Source organism: Allochromatium tepidum (genome assembly GCF_018409545.1).
Taxonomy (GTDB): Bacteria; Pseudomonadota; Gammaproteobacteria; order Chromatiales; family Chromatiaceae; genus Thermochromatium; species Thermochromatium tepidum_A.
The window spans coordinates 858,766-876,444 of the sequence record NZ_AP024563.1 but is presented as its reverse complement, the minus strand read 5'-3'; the positions used below and the strand labels follow the sequence as shown (position 1 = coordinate 876,444).

The 17,679-nt window shown below is 64.5% G+C and carries 18 protein-coding genes; 11 read left to right on the top strand and 7 right to left on the bottom strand.

Annotated elements, in window-relative coordinates; genetic code table 11:
* Window positions 1-178: 178 nt before the first annotated feature.
* Together dksA and gluQRS are read left to right on the top strand one after the other, a co-directional pair.
* The gene (gene dksA, locus Atep_RS04095) at window positions 179-613 is read left to right on the top strand and encodes an RNA polymerase-binding protein DksA (RefSeq protein ID WP_213380394.1); all 435 of its coding nucleotides are present in this window, start codon (window positions 179-181) and stop codon (window positions 611-613) included.
* Between the two features lie 10 nt (window positions 614-623).
* A complete protein-coding gene (gene gluQRS, locus Atep_RS04090) occupies window positions 624-1,601 on the top strand; it encodes a tRNA glutamyl-Q(34) synthetase GluQRS (protein WP_213380393.1) in 978 nt (325 codons plus the stop codon).
* Here the strand turns inward: gluQRS and Atep_RS04085 are convergent.
* Together Atep_RS04085 and Atep_RS04080 are read right to left on the bottom strand one after the other, a co-directional pair.
* Window positions 1,553-2,506 carry a GGDEF domain-containing protein gene (locus tag Atep_RS04085; RefSeq protein WP_213380392.1) on the bottom strand — a complete coding sequence of 318 codons (954 nt, stop codon included), beginning with the start codon at window positions 2,504-2,506 and terminating at the stop codon, window positions 1,553-1,555. The two genes, gluQRS and Atep_RS04085, sit on opposite strands and share 49 nt — an antisense overlap.
* Window positions 2,503-2,931 carry a cobalamin B12-binding domain-containing protein gene (locus tag Atep_RS04080; RefSeq protein WP_236786469.1) on the bottom strand — a complete coding sequence of 143 codons (429 nt, stop codon included), beginning with the start codon at window positions 2,929-2,931 and terminating at the stop codon, window positions 2,503-2,505. Before Atep_RS04080 ends, Atep_RS04085 begins: the two co-directional genes overlap by 4 nt.
* A gap of 47 nt (window positions 2,932-2,978) precedes the next feature.
* On the opposite strand from Atep_RS04080, the gene Atep_RS04075 reads away from it, so the two are divergent.
* Together Atep_RS04075 and Atep_RS04070 are read left to right on the top strand one after the other, a co-directional pair.
* On the top strand, window positions 2,979-3,608 hold the full coding sequence (locus Atep_RS04075) for an IS607 family transposase (protein WP_213377951.1): 630 nt from the start codon (window positions 2,979-2,981) through the stop codon (window positions 3,606-3,608).
* Window positions 3,605-5,002 (top strand): RNA-guided endonuclease TnpB family protein, encoded by a 1,398-nt coding sequence (locus tag Atep_RS04070; protein ID WP_213380391.1) that lies wholly within the window; start codon window positions 3,605-3,607, stop codon window positions 5,000-5,002. The genes Atep_RS04075 and Atep_RS04070 overlap by 4 nt, the downstream gene beginning before the upstream one ends.
* On the opposite strand, the gene Atep_RS04065 is transcribed toward Atep_RS04070, so the two are convergent.
* The 4 genes from Atep_RS04065 to lapB form a co-directional block, all read right to left on the bottom strand.
* Window positions 4,991-5,671, bottom strand: a complete 681-nt coding sequence (locus Atep_RS04065; protein ID WP_236786467.1) for a B12-binding domain-containing protein — start codon at window positions 5,669-5,671, stop codon at window positions 4,991-4,993. The genes Atep_RS04070 and Atep_RS04065 overlap by 12 nt on opposite strands.
* A gap of 93 nt (window positions 5,672-5,764) precedes the next feature.
* Window positions 5,765-6,646 (bottom strand): UTP--glucose-1-phosphate uridylyltransferase GalU, encoded by an 882-nt coding sequence (gene galU, locus Atep_RS04060; RefSeq protein ID WP_213380390.1) that lies wholly within the window; start codon window positions 6,644-6,646, stop codon window positions 5,765-5,767.
* A gap of 3 nt (window positions 6,647-6,649) precedes the next feature.
* Window positions 6,650-7,360, bottom strand: coding sequence for an orotidine-5'-phosphate decarboxylase (gene pyrF / locus Atep_RS04055; protein WP_213380389.1), 711 nt, complete (start codon window positions 7,358-7,360; stop codon window positions 6,650-6,652).
* A 57-nt stretch (window positions 7,361-7,417) separates the two neighbouring features.
* Window positions 7,418-8,605 (bottom strand): lipopolysaccharide assembly protein LapB, encoded by a 1,188-nt coding sequence (gene lapB, locus Atep_RS04050; protein ID WP_213380388.1) that lies wholly within the window; start codon window positions 8,603-8,605, stop codon window positions 7,418-7,420.
* 287 nt (window positions 8,606-8,892) lie between these two features.
* On the opposite strand from lapB, the gene Atep_RS04045 reads away from it, so the two are divergent.
* The 6 genes from Atep_RS04045 (at window position 8,893) to Atep_RS04020 (ending at window position 15,940) form a co-directional block, all read left to right on the top strand.
* Window positions 8,893-9,606: an SDR family oxidoreductase gene (locus Atep_RS04045; RefSeq protein ID WP_213380387.1), complete on the top strand. Its 714-nt coding sequence runs from the start codon at window positions 8,893-8,895 to the stop codon at window positions 9,604-9,606.
* An 8-nt stretch (window positions 9,607-9,614) separates the two neighbouring features.
* Window positions 9,615-10,088 (top strand): hypothetical protein, encoded by a 474-nt coding sequence (locus tag Atep_RS04040; RefSeq protein WP_213380386.1) that lies wholly within the window; start codon window positions 9,615-9,617, stop codon window positions 10,086-10,088.
* 205 nt (window positions 10,089-10,293) lie between these two features.
* Window positions 10,294-11,466 (top strand): LbtU family siderophore porin, encoded by a 1,173-nt coding sequence (locus tag Atep_RS04035; RefSeq protein WP_213380385.1) that lies wholly within the window; start codon window positions 10,294-10,296, stop codon window positions 11,464-11,466.
* 369 nt (window positions 11,467-11,835) lie between these two features.
* On the top strand, window positions 11,836-14,826 hold the full coding sequence (locus Atep_RS04030) for a ribonucleoside triphosphate reductase (protein ID WP_213380384.1): 2,991 nt from the start codon (window positions 11,836-11,838) through the stop codon (window positions 14,824-14,826).
* Window positions 14,827-14,963: 137 nt separating this feature from the next.
* Window positions 14,964-15,152: an anaerobic ribonucleoside-triphosphate reductase gene (gene nrdD / locus Atep_RS04025; protein WP_213380383.1), complete on the top strand. Its 189-nt coding sequence runs from the start codon at window positions 14,964-14,966 to the stop codon at window positions 15,150-15,152.
* A gap of 50 nt (window positions 15,153-15,202) precedes the next feature.
* On the top strand, window positions 15,203-15,940 hold the full coding sequence (locus tag Atep_RS04020; protein ID WP_213380382.1) for an anaerobic ribonucleoside-triphosphate reductase activating protein: 738 nt from the start codon (window positions 15,203-15,205) through the stop codon (window positions 15,938-15,940).
* A gap of 10 nt (window positions 15,941-15,950) precedes the next feature.
* Here the strand turns inward: Atep_RS04020 and Atep_RS16470 are convergent, their stop codons facing one another.
* A complete protein-coding gene (locus Atep_RS16470; protein ID WP_236786464.1) occupies window positions 15,951-16,625 on the bottom strand; it encodes a hydrogenase maturation protease in 675 nt (224 codons plus the stop codon).
* A gap of 103 nt (window positions 16,626-16,728) precedes the next feature.
* Here Atep_RS16470 and Atep_RS04010 point away from each other — a divergent pair, with 103 nt between their 5' ends.
* Window positions 16,729-17,676 (top strand): AEC family transporter, encoded by a 948-nt coding sequence (locus Atep_RS04010; protein WP_213380381.1) that lies wholly within the window; start codon window positions 16,729-16,731, stop codon window positions 17,674-17,676.
* Window positions 17,677-17,679: the final 3 nt, after the last annotated feature.

The window sequence follows — 17,679 nt, the reverse complement described above, 5'->3', positions numbered from 1 at the left end:
ATCGCTTCCGGCACGCGAAACAGCGAAGATCAGTTGCCCGCCGGTGCGCGATCTGGTACTTAAGCACGCTTTCTCGGCTCGGACCGCCGGCGGAGGTCGCTTTCGAGCCGCCGGGAGCCACTGAATCCAAGCCGCATCCAGGCCAGAGAGCCGAGGCGGTCCATGGGAGGAGCACACAATGACCGAAGCACGCGAACACAACGCCGAGGGCTATTCCTTCGAGCCGTACCAGGCCGGCAGCGACGAGGAATACATGAATCCCGATCAGGAGGCCCACTTCCGCGCGATCCTGCTCGACTGGAAGCGCTCGCTGATGGAAGAGGTCGATCGCACCGTGCATCACATGCAGGACGAGGCGACCAACTTCCCCGATCCCAACGACCGCGCGACCCAGGAGTCCGAGTTCAGTCTGGAGCTGCGCACCCGCGACCGCGAGCGTAAGCTGATCAAGAAGATCGACGAGGCGCTCGACCGGCTCGACAATCACAATTACGGTTATTGCGAGGCCTGCGGCGTGGAGATCGGCATCCGCCGTCTGGAAGCCCGCCCGACCGCCACGCTCTGCATCGACTGCAAGACGCTCGACGAGATCCGCGAGAAACAGCGCGGCTGAGTCCTCCCGCATGAACGGCGAAGCCCCGTCGGTCGCGTCCGGCTACCGGGGGCGCTTCGCCCCCTCCCCGACCGGTCCGCTCCACTTCGGTTCACTGCTCGCCGCCGTCGCGAGCTATGCCGACGCGCGCGCCCACGACGGCGTCTGGCTGTTGCGCATCGAGGATCTGGACCGCCCGCGTGAGGTTCGAGGAGCCGCCGACGCCATCCGGCGCACGTTGCGCGCCTTCGGCTTCGAGTGGGACGAGCCTGTGGTCTTCCAGAGCGCGCGTCTCGACGCCTATGACGCGGCACTCGCGCGCCTGGACGCGCTGGGATTGGTTTACGGTTGCGGATGCAGCCGCGCCGAGATCGCCGCCCGTGCCCGCTGCGGACTGGAAGGGCCGATCTACCCCGGTACTTGCCGCGACGGTCTGCCGCCCGGACGGCGCGCGCGCAGTCTGCGTCTGCGTACCGAGACCGATCCCATCGACTTCGAGGATCGCATCCGGGGCCGACAGGGCCACTCGGTCGCCGAATCGATCGGGGATTTCGTGTTGCGTCGCGCCGACGGACTCCACGCCTATCAGCTCGCCGTGGTGGTCGACGACGCCTGGCAGGCCGTCACCCATGTGGTGCGCGGCGCCGACCTGCTGCTCTCGACACCGCGCCAGATCGGACTGCAACGGGCGCTGGAACTGCCCACGCCCAGCCATGCCCATATCCCGCTGGTGCTCGATGGCCAAGGACGCAAGCTGAGCAAATCGCTGGCCGCCGCGCCCGTCGAGGATGATGATCCGCTACCCGCCCTGCGGCTGGCCTGGCATCTGCTCGGACAGGAACCGCTGGAGGAGGCCGGCTCGCCGCGCGCATTCTGGCGACGTGCGGCGGTCGCCTGGCGCATCGAGCGCGTTCCGCCCTATTCGAGCGTCTCACTTCGACCGGAACCTGAGATCGGGTCTCAAGCCGCCGCCATCACCCGATTGCGTCCGCTCTCCTTGGCGCGATAGAGCCCGTCGTCGGCTCGCTTGAGCAACTGCTCGGCCCCCTCGCCAGGAGTCAGGGTCGCCACGCCGATGCTGACGCTGGGCCGGTAATCCGTTTCGAGCGGGCGCATCAGATTGGCATTGGCGCGCAGACGCTCGGCCACCGAGATGGCCACCTCGAGTTCGGCATCGAACATGTAGAGCCCGAACTCCTCGCCGCCCAGACGACCGGGCAGATCCGAGAGCCGCACCTGAGCGCGCATCAGTTCGGCAAAGGCGATCAGTACCCGGTCGCCGGCCGCGTGCCCGAAGGTGTCGTTGACACGCTTGAAGTGATCCAGGTCGATCATGAGCACGGACAGCGGATGCGAGCGCGTCTGGGCCTGGGCCACGCCCTGAGTCAGACGCTCCATGAAATAGCGCCGATTGGGCAACTGGGTCAGGCTGTCGGTGCGGGCCAGTTGCTCGTTCAGGCGATTGGCCTGTTCCAGATCGTGATTGGCCTTGCGCAGATCGTGCACCAGACGCGACATCTCCAGCGTCAAGTTGCCCATGCGCGCGATGACGTCGTTGTCGTCGGCGCCGGCCCGCTCGCCGATGAGTAACACGTTGTCGCCCAGCGGATAGGCATGGAACAGATAGTTCTCACCGCCCATGACGGTCTTGAAGACCCGCGCCACCGGCTGACGATGCGGCAGGCCCGGCTCGATGTCCGGCTGCCGGCTGCCGTTGCCGAGGAAACGCGCCAGCGGCTCGCCGCGCACATTGGCGAACCCGGCGAACCGCGACCGGAAGGCCACGTTGGCGTCCAGGATCACGCCGTCCCGGTCTACCTCCACGACGACCAGACGCCCGGAGTCCATGACATACCCATGCAGGGCCGCCGCCAGATCGGGGTGCAACGAACGATCTTGGGATACCAGGGTCATCCGCCTATCTCCAGTGTACGTGCCCAGTCGATCAGCGCCTCGACGCTGTCGAGAAAGAGATCCGCCCCCACCGTCTTCGCCAACGTGGGAGCTGCAATAAAAGCCTGGCCGCCGACCAGGATCGGCGGCGTCTCCGGCCCCAGGGCTGCGCGCAGGGCCGACACGGCGCGTCTGGCCTCCTGCACGTTGCTGACGAGCGTCACCGACAGCGCGATGAATCTCGGACGCTCGGCGAGCGCCCTGGCCACCAGCGACTCGGGTGTAGTGTCACAGCCCAGCAGTGTGACCTCCCAGCCGTCGAGTTCGAGCGTGGTGGTCAGCATCCAGGCACCCAGTTCATGGAACTCGTTGGAGACGGGCGCGACCAGGGCGCGTCCCCGGTTCAGCGCTGGAAAAGGCTGGTCGTAATAGAGCGCCGAGAGCAAAAAACAGTTCCTTGATTTGTTATCAAAGTTATCTATAATTTCTTGCTATGAGCAAGCAATACAGCATTGGCGAGTTTGCCAAACGCCTTGGGCGGTCGCCACAGACGATCCGGCGCTGGGAAGCTGAAGGGAAGCTGCAAGCCAAGCGGCTGCCGTCGGGGCATCGGTATTTCGATGAGTCCGACGTGCGTTTGATGCTGGGTGGGGCACCGAAGACGCGCGACGTGGTGGTCTACTGCCGCGTGTCGAGTGCCGGGCAAAAAGACGATCTCGCCTCGCAGGTGCGGGCGATGGAGGCTTACTGTCTGGGCGCGGGGATCGCGGTCGATGAATGGATCCAAGAGATCGGCGGCGGGATGAACTTCAAGCGCAAGCGCTTTCTTGCACTGGTCGATCGCATCCTGCGTGGGGACGTACGCCAACTACTGATTGCCCATAAAGACCGCTTAATGCGCTTTGGTTTCGATTTCTTCGCCCACATCGCCGCCGAAAACGGCTGCGAGATCGTCGTGGTCAACCAGGAATCGCTCTCGCCTGAGCAAGAGATGGTCGAAGACCTGATGGCGATCGTCCATACCTTTAGTTGTCGGCTGCACGGGATGCGCAAGTATAAACAGTCCATCAAGGAGGATTTTGCGGGGCTGTCGCTCCATCAGCCAAAGGATCTGTGTGAATGAAAGTCACGCGCATTCTGCACGCCAAGCGCCCGAACCCAGGCAAGCTCGCGGCCCTGCGCGAACAGGCGCGCCGTCTCGGTCAGGTGCGCTCCGAGGTTTGGCAGCGGTTTGGGTCGATCAGTGGCGTGGGCCTGTCGGATCGCCGGATTCGCGATGCCTGGTTGAGCGAAGGCCGCGCCTTTCCGGTCTCGGCCAACGCCTGGAAAGAAACCCTGCGCGACGCCAAGGGCGACATCACGGCCAACATGGAAGCGGCTAAGGTCAAGGCGCGCCGCTCGATCCGGCGGCACACCCAGGATAAGGCCGAACAACAACGCCTGTTCGCCGCCCTCAAGGGCCGGGGCTGGACCGGCGATCCCTATCTGCGCCGGATCATGCGCCGGGAATGGAAGCGCGGACACAACCACACGCACAACCAAATCATCGTGCGTTCCGATAACTACACCACCTTCCAACTGGGTGGGCGCGCCTGGATCAAGATCCCCGGACTGGAGAAAGGCCAACGGATCGCCATTCCGCTCAATACCACGGCCGAGCCGACCGGCACCCTGCGGATCATCCTCAAGGACGTGGGTCTCGAAGTCCACTACACGATTGAAGCCGAGGTCAAGCACGACTGTGGCGCGCGCACCCTTGGCGTCGACAAGGGCTACTCCGAGGTGTTGGTCGATTCCGATGGCGAGCACCATGGCCGGGAATTGGGCGCGCTCCTCACCGACGCCTCCGACAAGCTCAAAGCCAAGTACCAACGCCGATCCAAACTGCGCGCCATCGCCAATCGCACCCGCAACCCGCGCAAGCGCGAGCACATCCGCCACTTCAACCTCGGGCGCCGGAAGCTCGATCGGCAGATGGACCAGACCCAGGCGCGCATCCGCGACACAGTGTTTCAGGCGATCCACAAGATCGTGGACAAAGCAGCGGTGATCGCCGCAGAAGATTTAACCGCCCCCATGTCCGGCAAGTCCTTCGGCAAGAACGTCAATCGCAGGCTCGCCGCCTGGACGAAAGGCGTCATTGCCGAAGCGCTTGACAGCGTTTCACGCCGTCGAGGTTCGACGGTCGTTCTCGTTAATCCGGCTTACACATCGCAAATGGATTCCCGAACCGGTTGTCTCGACGGCAAGCGGCAAGGGGATCGGTTTTACTGTTCCGACGGGGTTGTGTTGGACGCGGACCAGAACGCTGCGCGCAACGTGCTGACACGGTTGTCCGACCCGGACATCGAGCGGTTCACGCCGTTCCAGCGGGTCAAGGCGATCTTGCAGGCACGGACCGAGCGCCTCCGGTTGGGACTGCTCAACCCGGACTCCAGTTGCTCGCCCACCAGGGCGCTATCAACGGAGAGCGAATCACTTAAAAACCACCATAAGCAACTTTGTTTAGGTTTTTAGGAACAGGATGCCATAGACCATGGCCGTGGTCTGATGCTCCATGTCGACCGAGAACTCGCCGGTCTCCCAGCGTGCACCCACTTCCACCATGGCCGGATAGAAGAGTTCGCGCAGCACCTGCGCATAGGACATCCCGCGTTGCATCAGGCCGCGACAATGGCGGATGACCACCGGATAGTCGCCCTGGAAGAGATGCTCCAGGATGAAGTCGTAATCGCGCTGCCAGACCTCGGACACCGGCAGGCGCCGGGCCTGATACCGAAGCGCGCGCTCGATGGAACGCGGATGGGCGTCGAGCATCCAGCGATAGACCGGCAGGATGGCCGCCGCGTCCTCGGGCGGCAGCGTCTCGCCGATGACCGCGATCCAGGTCTCCAGTTCGGCGGCGAAGTAGTCGAACGCAATACCCTGATTGTGATAAGCCGAATAGACCCAGGGCAGCGCGTCCTCCAGCAGACGGGGGTCGTTGGCGATGAAGACCTCGACCATGAAAGCGGCATGGTTGCGATGATTGGTGTCCAGGAGTCGCAGCGGATTGCCGCCCAGGAACTCGCTCAGGCGCGGATGCGCGGCGATACGCCGGCTGACGGCGAACGCCGGCATATCCTTGCTGGACCGATAGTGTTCGGCGGTGTCGGCTGGAATACACCAGAGCGAGGCGTTCGACATCGCGGTGCCCGATACTGTTCAGCGATGATCCGTCTTGGCCCCTCTCCCCACACCGGAGAGCGGTTGGGGAGAGGAGCGTCAAGGCGATACGGCCTAAGCCGGCTCGTCTTTGAGCGCGTGCAGATAGGCCGCGAAACGCGCGCCGAGTTCGGGATGCGCCAGGGCGTATTCCACCGTGGCCTCCAGATAGCCGAGCTTGCTGCCGCAGTCGTAGCGCTTGCCCTCGAAGGGATGGGCGATCACGGGCTCGTCCTGGAGCAGATCCGAGATGCCGTCGGTCAACTGGATCTCGCCGCCGGCGCCCTTGCCGGTGCGTTCGAGCTTGTCGAAGATGCGCGGCGTGAGCAGATAGCGCCCGACCACGGCCAGATTGGAGGGCGCGTCGGCCGGATTCGGCTTCTCGACGATGGAGACCACGCGCATGGTGCCGTCGGCGTCCGTTTCGACCTGGACGATACCGTATTTGTTGGTCTCCTCGCGCGGCACCTCCTGGACGCTCAGCACGCTGCAACCGTGGCGGGCGTGGACCTCGGCCATCTGTTCGACCACGCCCTTGCCGCTGGAGCGGATGAGGTCGTCAGCCAGCAGCACCGCGAACGGCTCGTCACCGACCACCGGCTTGGCGCAGAGCACCGCATGACCCAGCCCGAGCGCGACGGCCTGACGTACATAGATACAGGACGCCGATCCGGGCAGGACATTGCGCACGATGTCGAGCAGCTTGTCCTTGCCGGCGCGTTCCAGCTCGGATTCGAGCTCATAGGCGGTGTCGAAGTGATCCTCGATCGAGCGCTTGTTGCGCCCGGTGATGAAGACCAGCTGATCGGCGCCGCCGGCCTCGGCCTCCTCGGCGGCGTACTGGATCAGGGGTTTGTCGACGATGGGCAGCATTTCCTTGGGACTGGCCTTGGTCGCCGGCAGGAAGCGTGTGCCCATGCCGGCGACTGGAAATACCGCCTTGCGAACCTTGGCCATCTGTCAATTCTCCAGAATGTTCTTACAAGAGCGATCGATCTCGTCGATCACGGATAGCGGGTCGGGTGCCTGTGTGATGGGACGCCCGATCACCAGATAGTCGGCGCCGGCGGCCAGGGCCTCGGCGGGGGTCATGACGCGCTTCTGGTCGCCGCTCGCTGAGCCCGCCGGACGCACGCCCGGAGTCACCAGCCGGAAGTCCCGGCCCAGCGCCGCGCGCACCGGTGTGGCCTCCAGCGGCGAGCAGACGATGCCGTCCAGCCCTGCCTCATGGGCCAGACTCGCCAGCGCCAGGACACGCTCGCGCGGCTCGCCGGGACAGCCGATGGCGTCCAGATCCGCGCGATCGAGACTGGTCAGCACCGTCACCCCGATCAGCAGCGGCGGACGCTCGTACCGGCTCAGACGTTCGCGCGCCGCCTCCAGCATGGCGCGTCCGCCCGAGGCATGGACATTGACCATCCACACCCCCAGATCCGCCGCGGCCGCGCAGGCGGCCGCGACCGTGTTGGGGATGTCGTGGAACTTGAGGTCGAGAAAGATCTCGAAGCCCAGACGCTGGAGCCGTTCGACGAAGGCCGGTCCGAGCCGGGTGAAGAGCTCCTTGCCGACCTTCAGCCGACAGCGCGCCGGATCGAGCCGCTCGGCCAGCGCCAGGGCCGGCTGTTCACTGGCGAAATCGAGGGCGACGATGATGGGTTTGACCTGTGTCACGGATCTTCGATGGTCTCTAGAGTGAATGGGTTGTGGTCGGGAGCCGGCCGCCGAGGTTCAGACCGGCGGACGTGTCGCCTCGCCCTGGATGGGGTCGGGCAGCACGGCGACGACCGTGCCCCAGTTGCGGCAGCTCGGACACTGCCAATGCAGCGAACGTGCCTGGAACCCGCACTGCTCGCACTGATAGACGGACTGGCGCTGCAACAGATGACGCGCCACGCCGAGCGCGACCCGCGCATAGCGGTGCGCACGTCCATCCGGACTCGATTCGCGCGCGCGCAGATCGAGGAAGCGCTCCAGCACCGCCAGATCGGCCCAGCACGCCAGATAGTCGGCCAGCAGATCCAGGGCCGCCGCGGAACCGCGTGCCTGCTCCACGCGCTCGCCGAGCGCCAGCATCAGGTGCGGACCGGCTCGACCGGCGGCCAGGGTCTCGAGTTGCGCGATCACGTCCTCGCCCAGCCGCTCCATGGACTCGATCAGGGCCGGCAGGATCTCGGGGACGTAGGTCGCTCCACGCTCGGCGACGCGCTTGAAGAGCGCGGCCGCCCCCGCGACATCGCCCTCCTCCAGCGCCATGAAGCCTTCCAGCATGGTCGCGCGAACACAGTCGGACTGGATGCCCCGTGCCCGGCTCAGCTGCTCGCGTGCGCCCGCCGCATCCTGTCGCCGCCGCGCCTCCTCGGCCAGCTCGCAATGATAGTGCGCGATCTCGACCGTGAGGCGCTGCCCGGTCAGGGCCTCGAGCTGGGCGGCCACCTCCAGACAGCGGCTCCAGTCGCGCTCGCGCTGGTAGATCTCGCGCAACGCCTGAAGCGCGCGCTGACTGTGCAGCCCCAGCCCGACGAGTTCCTCGAACAGCGTCTCGGCGCGATCAAGCAGCCCGGCGCTCATGTAGTCCTGCCCCAGCTCGAAGAGCGCGAAACCGCGCAGTTCCTGACCGAGATGCCGCCGCTCGATCAGATTCCGATGGATGCGAATGGCGCGATCGACTTCGCCGCGACGCCGGAACAGACTGCCGAGCGCCAGATGCGTCTCGGCCGTCTCGCTGTCGACCTCGGTGAGTCGCAGAAAGAGATCGATGGCCTTGTCCGGCTGTTCTTCGAGCAGATAATTCAGGCCGCGCAGAAAATCCGGATGCGCCGCCGGCAAGACATCGATCTTGCGGCGCAGATCGCGGCGCGCCAGCCACCACCCCGAGGCCGCCGCTACGGGCAGGAGCAGAAAGAACAGTTCGATCATCCGCTCCTCCGCGAGACGACCTGCCCTGCGGGTCTCCAGTTCGACACGGCCTCACCCCCATGGATGGATCTAGCGAAGAGAAGCCCCGATATCCCGACTGGGGGCACGACCAGGCCGATGACCTGGGGTCCGGTGCGCAATCCATGCTCAGGCCCCAATCATACAGACAAGCGGCCGGACTCGCATGACTCGGCAATCGCTCGATGGCGCGCCAGTGCCGACTGTCGAGCCAGCATCGACCGACCATTCGGCGAACTTCACGCAACCTACAGCCAGGATTCGACGACATGCGCGATCTCAAAGACAAGACCATTCTCATCACCGGCGCCTCGGGCAACCTGGGGGCCGCCACGGCGTGCGCCTTCGCGGCTCAGGGGGCGCGTCTGGCCCTGATCGGGCGCGATCCAGAGGCGCTACGCCGCACCCAGACGGCGTTACCCGCCGGTGCCGACTCGCTGGCACTGAGCGTCGACCTGCTCGACCCGGAGCAGGTCACGGTCATGGTTGAGCAGGTCGCAAGCCGGTTCGGCGCCATCCATGGACTGGCCAACATCGCCGGCGGCTTCAGCATGGGACCGGCGATCCGGGACACGACCGAGGCCGAGTGGGACGCCATGCTCGACCTCAACGCCCGCACCGCCTTCCACTGCGCGCGCGCGGTCGTGCCGAAGCTCCTGACGGCCGGTCAGGGCGCCATCATCAACGTCGCCGCACGCGCGGCCCTGCGCGGCGTCGGGCACATGGGGCCTTACTGCATCTCCAAGGCCGCCGTCGTCACCCTCACCGAAACGCTCGCCGATGAACTCAAATCGAGCGGAATCCGGGTAAACTGCGTCCTGCCAGGCACACTGGACACGCCCCAGAACCGCGCGGCCATGCCCGACCAGGATCACTCCAACTGGGTCGGACTCGACGCCCTGGCCGACGTCATCGTCTTTCTGGCCTCGGATCTGTCGCGCGGCATCACCGGGGCGGCCATTCCCGTATACGGACGCAGTTGAGGATCATCGTGCGACGCGAAGCCGACACCCAGACATCCAGCCCCCTCTCCTCTACCGATCGGCCACGTCCCTGGGGGACACACCTCATCGGGCTGCTGCTGATCGGCGGCCTGCTCGCCCTGCCGGCGGTCATGGCCCGGTCGGCGCTCGACGCCGAGACCCAGTCGCTGCTGGTCGAGGCGGTCACAGCCGCCGCCGACCTCGACGCCTATCACAGCCGCTGCCGGGGCGACGGCTCGGGTCGACGAACCGAGAACCTCAATAAACTCATCGTCGGCAAGCTACGCACGACCGTGCTCACAGTCCAGGACGATTTCTTCCCCGAGCGCAGCTACCGCCGCGTCCAGGCGCGACTCGAAAACGACTTCGTCGAGCGACTGCAAGCGGCCGGCGGCTGCCAGGGCGCCAAGGACTCCAGCCTGCCCGAAGAACTGCGCCAACGCTACGAAACGGCCATCGAAGCTATTCGCCAGCTGCCCTGATCCTGCCGGCGGCGCCAGCCACTGATCGTCCGGTACGTCACGCGCCGGACGCCCTCCAATGACGACCGGACTTTACAGTCCCGATCGCTCGTTATATAAATAACAACAATTCGCATTTTCATGCTTTGACGACCGATGCGTTTCGCGCGTCAAGGCATCGCTTTGCCCGCGTGACTGAAATCGACTTAACCAGGAGCAACGATCCTTGAGAATCCAACCACTCTCCGCCTCTATCGCACTCATGCTCGCCGCCGGCGCCGCCCAGGCCACCGGCTCATCGAACACCCAGCCGTCGGGCGAACCCAAGCGCCTCGAACGCCTTGAACAGCGTCTCGATCGCCTGGAAGGGTCTCTCAAGGACACGCAGACCAAAGACGACGCTGCACCAGCCTGGTATCGCAACATCGAGATCGCCGGCCTGATCGAGGTCGAGGCCGGCTATCTCTCGCCCTATGAGGGCGGCAGCGAGAGTGACATCGTGCTGGCCACGGCTGAGCTGGGCATCCGCTCGCAGGTCAACGACTGGGTCGAGGCTGGGATCTCATTCCTCTACGAGCAGGACGAGACCGATCTCGAGGTCGACACCGCCTATCTGACGTTCGCCAATGCCGATGTCTCGCCGCTGTTCCTGACCGCCGGTCAGGTCTATGTGCCCTTCGGCGTCTATGAGACCAATCTGGTCTCCGACCCGCTGACACTGGAGATCGGCGAGGCGCGCGAGACGGCGCTGCAACTGGGCTTCGAGCACAGCGGCTTCTCGGGTAGCGTCTATGTCTTCAATGGCGACAACAAGGTCAAGGGCAAGGATCGGATCGAGAGCTGGGGAGCCAATCTCGGCTTTGCGCAGGACAGCGATGACTGGGCCTGGTCGGTGGGCGCCGGTTATATCAACGACCTCGGCGACTCGGACAGCCTGCATGAAACCATCAACGATATCCGGGTCGGTGCGGCCGAACTCGATCCGAGCCTGAGCATCGATCCGACCGAGCGTACCGCCGGCTGGACCCTCAACGCGGCCGCGAGCTTCGGCCCCTTCAGTCTCATCGGCGAATATCTGTCGGCGGCCGACGACTTCGACCCGATCAGCCTGGAGTTCAAGGGCGAGGGAGCGCGTCCTTCGGCCTGGAACATCGAGGCCGGTTACAGCTTCACGCTGTTGGGGCGCGAATCGGTAGCGGCGGTGGCCTATCAGGGCACGCGCGAGGCGCCGGCGCTCGAACTGCCCAAGGAGCGCTGGCTGCTCGGCTGGTCGATCGAAATTTTCGATCGTACCTCGCTCGGACTCGAATGGGCGCGTGATCGTGACTACAACACGCGCGACGGCGGTACCGGCAAGTCGGGCGACACCTTCACCGCGCAGCTGGCGGTCGAGTTCTGACCGCGTTCGCCGCTCTCCTGTGGCGGGGCCGATCGACGACCTCGCCACGCTCCTATGCCCTCCCGCCTCCGCCACCGAATCTCCGCTGAAACCATTTTCTTGCCGTCGACGTTCGCCAAAAACTGACGTCCATACAGCACCTTCCGCGCGTCCCTTCCGGCGAGGGCTCTTGTCAAGCTCATTTGTCTCTAGCCACAGCATCTGGTTAGAGGTATACTCGCCGCCTACTACATATTGTGCCCGCGCCTGCGGGCGCTTTGCGTTCCAGCCGCTCGCCAAGGGTACTGATTTGGAACGAAAAGCGCGATTTCACCCAGGCACGGGCGTCGACATCTCCGCTCAAAACCGTACCGCCGACCGAGGATCACGATGGCCAACCAGACGCACTCCCCCACTCCCCCGACCCGCGTGATCAAGCGCGATGGGCAGGAGGTGCGTTTCGATGCCGGCAAGATCGAATCGGCGATCCGGCGTGCCGGTCAGGCCAGCGGTGAGTTCGGCGCCGCCGAGGCCAGTCTGTTGACCGCGCAGGCGATCAAGGTGCTAGCGTACAGGTTCAGCGATGGCCGTTTGCCCGACATCGAGGGCATCCAGGATGTCGTCGAGCAGACGCTGATCGCCGCCAACCACTTCGAGACCGCGCGCGCCTATATCGTCTATCGCGAGCAGCACAAGAAGCTGCGCACCGACAGCCGCACCCTGGTCGATGTCGGCAGCTCGATCAACGAATATCTGGACCGCTCCGACTGGCGCGTGGCGGCCAATGCCAATCAGGGCTACTCGCTCGGCGGGCTGATCCTCAACACCTCGGGCAAGATGATCGCCAACTACTGGCTCAATCATGTCTATCCGCCCGAGATCGGCGCGGCGCACCGCGAGGGCGATCTGCACATCCATGACCTGGACATGCTCTCCGGCTACTGCGCGGGCTGGTCGCTGCGCACCTTGCTGCATGAGGGACTCAATGGCGTGCCCGGCAAGGTCGAGGCCGCGCCGCCCAAGCATATGTCCTCGGCGATCGGGCAGATCGTCAACTTTCTCGGCACGCTCCAGAACGAGTGGGCGGGGGCGCAGGCGTTTTCCAGCTTCGATACCTATATGGCGCCCTTCGTGCGTGTCGACGGCCTGCCCTACAAGCAAGTCAAGCAGTACATCCAGGAGCTGATCTACAACCTCAATGTGCCGTCGCGCTGGGGCACCCAGTGTGTCGATGCCGAGACCGAGTGTCTGACCGAGCACGGTTGGAAGCGTCACGACCAGATCCGGCCCGGCGAGAAAATCGCGACCTTCGACTGGCGCAACAACCGGCTGGAATATCTGGAACCGCTGGCCATCACCGCCTATGACTTCGACGGCGAGATGTATGTGCTGCGCAACCGCACTCAGGAACAGTGGATCACGCCGCGTCACAAGGTGCTGCGCAAGGTCTTCAACAGCGAGGATCGCTGGATTCTCGAAGACATCGAGCAGATCGCCGAACTCAAGTCGCCGGTCATCATCCCCAATGCCTGGGAGACTTCGTCCGAGCATGAGATCGACGATAAGGTCGTCATGCTGCTGGCGTGGATCGTGGCCGAGGGCAATTTCGATTTCAGCGAGGGGCGTTCGCGTGTCGGTCTCTTCCAGTCCATTGGCCATCCTGAGCACGCTGCCGAGATCGAATGGCTGTTGCACGAGCTGGGTCTGAGCTGGCACCGTCAGGAGCGCACTGGAACCTACTCCAACTATCCGGTCTATCGCTATCGCCTGAACAAGGGCGCCAGTGAGTTCGTGCTGGGCTATCTGGAGCACAAGTGCGTCCCGGATGTCATCCGCACACTGTCGGCGCGTCAGATCCGGCTCTTCCTCGACACCTATGTCAAGGGCGACGGGCACGTCGAAGAGAATGGCCGCACGCGCATCTACACCAAGGACCGCGACAATCTCGACGCGCTCCAGGAGCTGTGCGCGCTCGCCGGCTACGGCAGCACGGTGCACACGCGCCAGGATTCGGGTGTGCATGTGCTCAACATCGTGCGCAACCGCGAGACCTATATCCAGCTCATCGAGCGCAAGCCCTATAAGGGCAAGGTCTGGTGTCCGACCACCCGCAACGGCACCTTCGTCGCTCGTCGTCGCGGCAAGACTTTCATCACCGGCAATACGCCCTTTACCAATCTCACCTTCGATTGGGTGTGTCCCGAGGATCTGCGCGAGCAGGTGCCGGTGATCGGCGGTGTGGAGCAGCCCTTCACCTATGGCGATCTCCAGACCGAGATGGACATGATCAATCGGGCCTATATCGAGGTCATGACTGAGGGCGATGCCAAGGGGCGGATCTTCACCTTCCCGATCCCGACCTACAACATCACGCCGGATTTCCCCTGGGAGAGCGAGAACGCCGAGCAGTTGTTCGAGATGACGGCCAAGTATGGCCTTCCCTATTTTCAAAATTTCGTCAACTCAGAGTTGACACCCAACATGGTGCGCTCCATGTGCTGCCGGCTCCAGCTCGATCTGCGCGAGCTGCTGAAGCGCGGCAACGGGCTCTTCGGCTCGGCGGAACAGACCGGCTCGCTGGGTGTGGTCACGATCAACTGCGCGCGGCTCGGCTATCTTCATCGCGGCGACGAGTCCGGCCTGATGGCGCGGCTCGACGAGCTGCTCGACATTGCGCGCAACAGTCTGGAGATCAAGCGCAAGGTCATCCAGCGTCACATGGACGCCGGACTCTTCCCCTATACCAAGCGCTATCTCGGCACGCTGCGCAATCACTTCTCGACCATCGGTGTGAACGGCATCAACGAGATGATCCGCAACTTCACCCACGATGCCGAGGACATCACCACGCCCAAGGGGCATGAGCTGGCCTGTCGGCTGCTCGACCGCGTGCGGGCGCGCATGGTCGAGTTCCAGGAAGCGACGGGCAACATGTACAACCTGGAGGCCACGCCGGCCGAGGGCACGACCTACCGCTTCGCGCGTGAGGACCAGAAGCGCTTCCCGGACATCATTCAGTCCGGCACCCGGGAGACGCCCTATTACACCAACAGCTCGCAGTTGCCGGTCGGCTATACCGACGATCCGTTCGAGGCGCTGGCGATGCAGGAGACGCTCCAGAGCAAGTACACCGGCGGCACGGTGCTGCATCTGTACATGAGCGAGCAGATTTCCTCGACCGAAGCCTGCAAGCGTTTGGTGCGCCGCGCGCTGGAGAACTTCCGTCTGCCCTATATCACGATCACGCCGGTGTTCTCCATCTGTCCCAAGCACGGCTATATCGCCGGCGAGCACCAATTCTGCCCGATCTGCGACCAGGAGCTGATCGCGCGCAAGCACAAGGCTCAGTGCACAAGCTCGGATTGCCAGTCCATTCACTGAACACTCAAACCCGAATGGCTGGACTCGATCGCCCAGACGCCATCGCGCGAGCGGCATCGAGCCGGCCACGGACCCGACCTCGTCGCACGCGCGGCGAGCAATAACACCGACGCATCGAAGTCAAGGAGAATGCGCCAATGAACGACACCCTCGAACTCAAGACCGAAGAACGGACCCCCTGCGAAGTCTGGACCCGCGTCATGGGCTATCACCGTCCGGTCTCGGCCTTCAATGCCGGCAAGCAGGCTGAGCACGCCGAGCGTTGCTATTTCAAAGAGCAGCCTCGCGGTTCGCTGAATCGTCGGAATCGGCGGGTTGCGGCCTGAGTCCGTACTCGATCTACTGGCCGTCCTCGTGACGGCTGGATCTCAAGCCCATGCCCGACAGTGCTCCCTTCGCCACGTCCGACCATCCTCAAGCCGCCGAGCGGCTTAGGGTCGGCGGTTTCACGCGCCTGACGACCATCGACTATCCCGGCGAGCTGTCGGCTGTGGTCTTTTGTCAGGGCTGTCCCTGGCGCTGTCGCTATTGTCAGAACGGCGATCTACTGGACTCGACCGCCATTGAATCACTGATCGACTGGACAGACATCCGCGTTTTTCTGCGTCAGCGGGTCGGATTGCTCGATGCCGTGGTCTTCAGCGGCGGCGAGCCGACTGCGCAATCCGCGCTCAACGCGGCCATGCGTGAAACCCGTGCAATCGGCTACAAGATCGGTCTGCACACCAGCGGCGCCTATCCCGAACGTCTGCGCCCGCTCCTGCCGCTGATCGATTGGGTCGGACTCGATATCAAGGCGCTGCCCGAAGACTATGCGACCCTCACCGGCGTGCCCGACTCGGGTGAGCGGGCCTGGTCGAGTTTGGCTTTGCTGCTGGAAGCTGGGGTGAATCTGGAAGTCCGCACTACGCTGATGCCCGACTGGACACTCGACTACTTACGCAACCTGAGCCGCAAACTGGCCGCAACCGGCGTTCGGCGCTATGTGCTGCAAGTCTGCGCAACTCAGCGGGCGCTTGATCCCAATCTGCCCGGCTACTCGATCATGCCGCGCGAACTCGTCGAAGCGGTCGACCCGCGACTCTTCGAGCACCTCGATATTCGCGGGATCTGAAGGGAACGCGCTACCCCATTTCGATGCGTGGGCGGCCGGATTCGTAGACGTCCAGCCCCAGAGATGGGTGCGGCAGATCACGATAGTCCGCCGCTTCAGACGTCTCACAGTCCTCCCAGTCAATGCCGAACGACTCCAGATACGCGCGCGCCAGCCCGATCGCCGGCTCGATCTGCGCCTTGACCTCGGGGCGCAGACTGCCGCCGAAGTCGTCCAGCTCGACCGGCTGCACGCCGATCAACAGCAGATGGCGCGGATAGTCGCCGAGCAGATCGGCCAGCGCCAGCACCTCCTGGAAGCCGGTCTGGTGCAGGCTCATCTTTTTGGCGCCCATGAACTTGGGCACCTCGTCGCCCTCGACCCGTTTCAGCGTGCCGGGCGGCAGCCGATAGAAGCACAGTGGCCTGAACGCCTGTGGAATCAAGGCTACAAATCGCGTATAGCCGACCAGACTGGGGAATTCGCCCCGGGCGTGTCGGCTCAGGGACAACAGAGAGAACGCTTTGAAGGTGCGGTACTGGGATTGATGGAAGACGATCAGGATCGTCAGGATCTCGCTGAGCGTCAAACGTCCGGCCCGCCGCCGACGCCGCTCCCCGCCGGTCAGGAGCCGGCGATGCCAGGCCGGCGGAAACACCTGGCAGAAATCATCCACATCGCAGTACACGGCTTCACAATCGATCATGGCGGCTCTCCGGGGCATCGGGATGGTCTCCTGAAACCTTCGCCGGTTTTGCCCCCAGAGCCGCCGCCCTTATCCAGAACTCACGTTATTCAGGAAGTCCGTCTTGCTCGCCATCCTTGCCGTCACCGCCCCCATCTTCCTGTTGATCGCACTCGGTTTCGCCGCCGTGCGTCGGGCCTGGATGCCGCGTGAGGGCGCGGTCGCCATGAGCCGCTATGCCCTGCTGTTCGCCCTGCCCGCGCTACTGTTCGACACGCTCTCCAAGCGCTCGCTCGACAGCATCCTGGTGCCCGACTTCCTGCTCGTCTATGTCAGCGCCTCGCTGATCACCTACGGCATCGGCGTGCTGCTCGCCTCCATCGCGCGGCGGACCTCGCCGCTCGACAACGCCTTCTATGGCATGGGGCTGTCGATGTCCAACAGCAGCTATATCGGCTATCCGCTGGTGGCGCAGTTGCTGGGCGACCCGGCCCTGATCGCGGTGGTCATGGCGATCCTGACCGAGGTGCTGATCATCCTGCCGCTGACCCTGATCCTGACCGAGTTCCATCGCGAGCGCGGACGCGGCAGTGTGCTGCGGACGCTCGGGCGGGTGCTGCGCACGGTCGGCACCAATCCGATCCTGCCGGCGATCGCCGCCGGACTGGCGTTCGCCGCGCTCGGCTGGCGCCTGCCGGCGCCGATCGGTCGCACCATCGAGCTACTGGCCGGCTCGGCGGCGGTGGTCGCGCTGTTCGCCATCGGCGGCAGTCTGGCCGGACAGCGGGTGCGGGGTGCGCTCGGCCCGGCGACGGCGATCGCCACCGGCAAACTGGTGGTCCATCCGCTCGTGGCCTTTGGGATGCTGATGCTGGTGCCGACCCTGGACCCGACGCTCGGTCAGGCGGCGCTGATCCTGGCCGGACTGCCGATGGTGACGATCTACCCGCTGATCGCCCAGCGCTATGATCAGGGCGAGATCCCGGCCACGGCGCTGGTGATCACGACGCTGCCGGCGTTCGTGACGCTCAATCTCGGACTCTGGCTGTGGGGGATCGGCGTGCCGGGTTAGCGG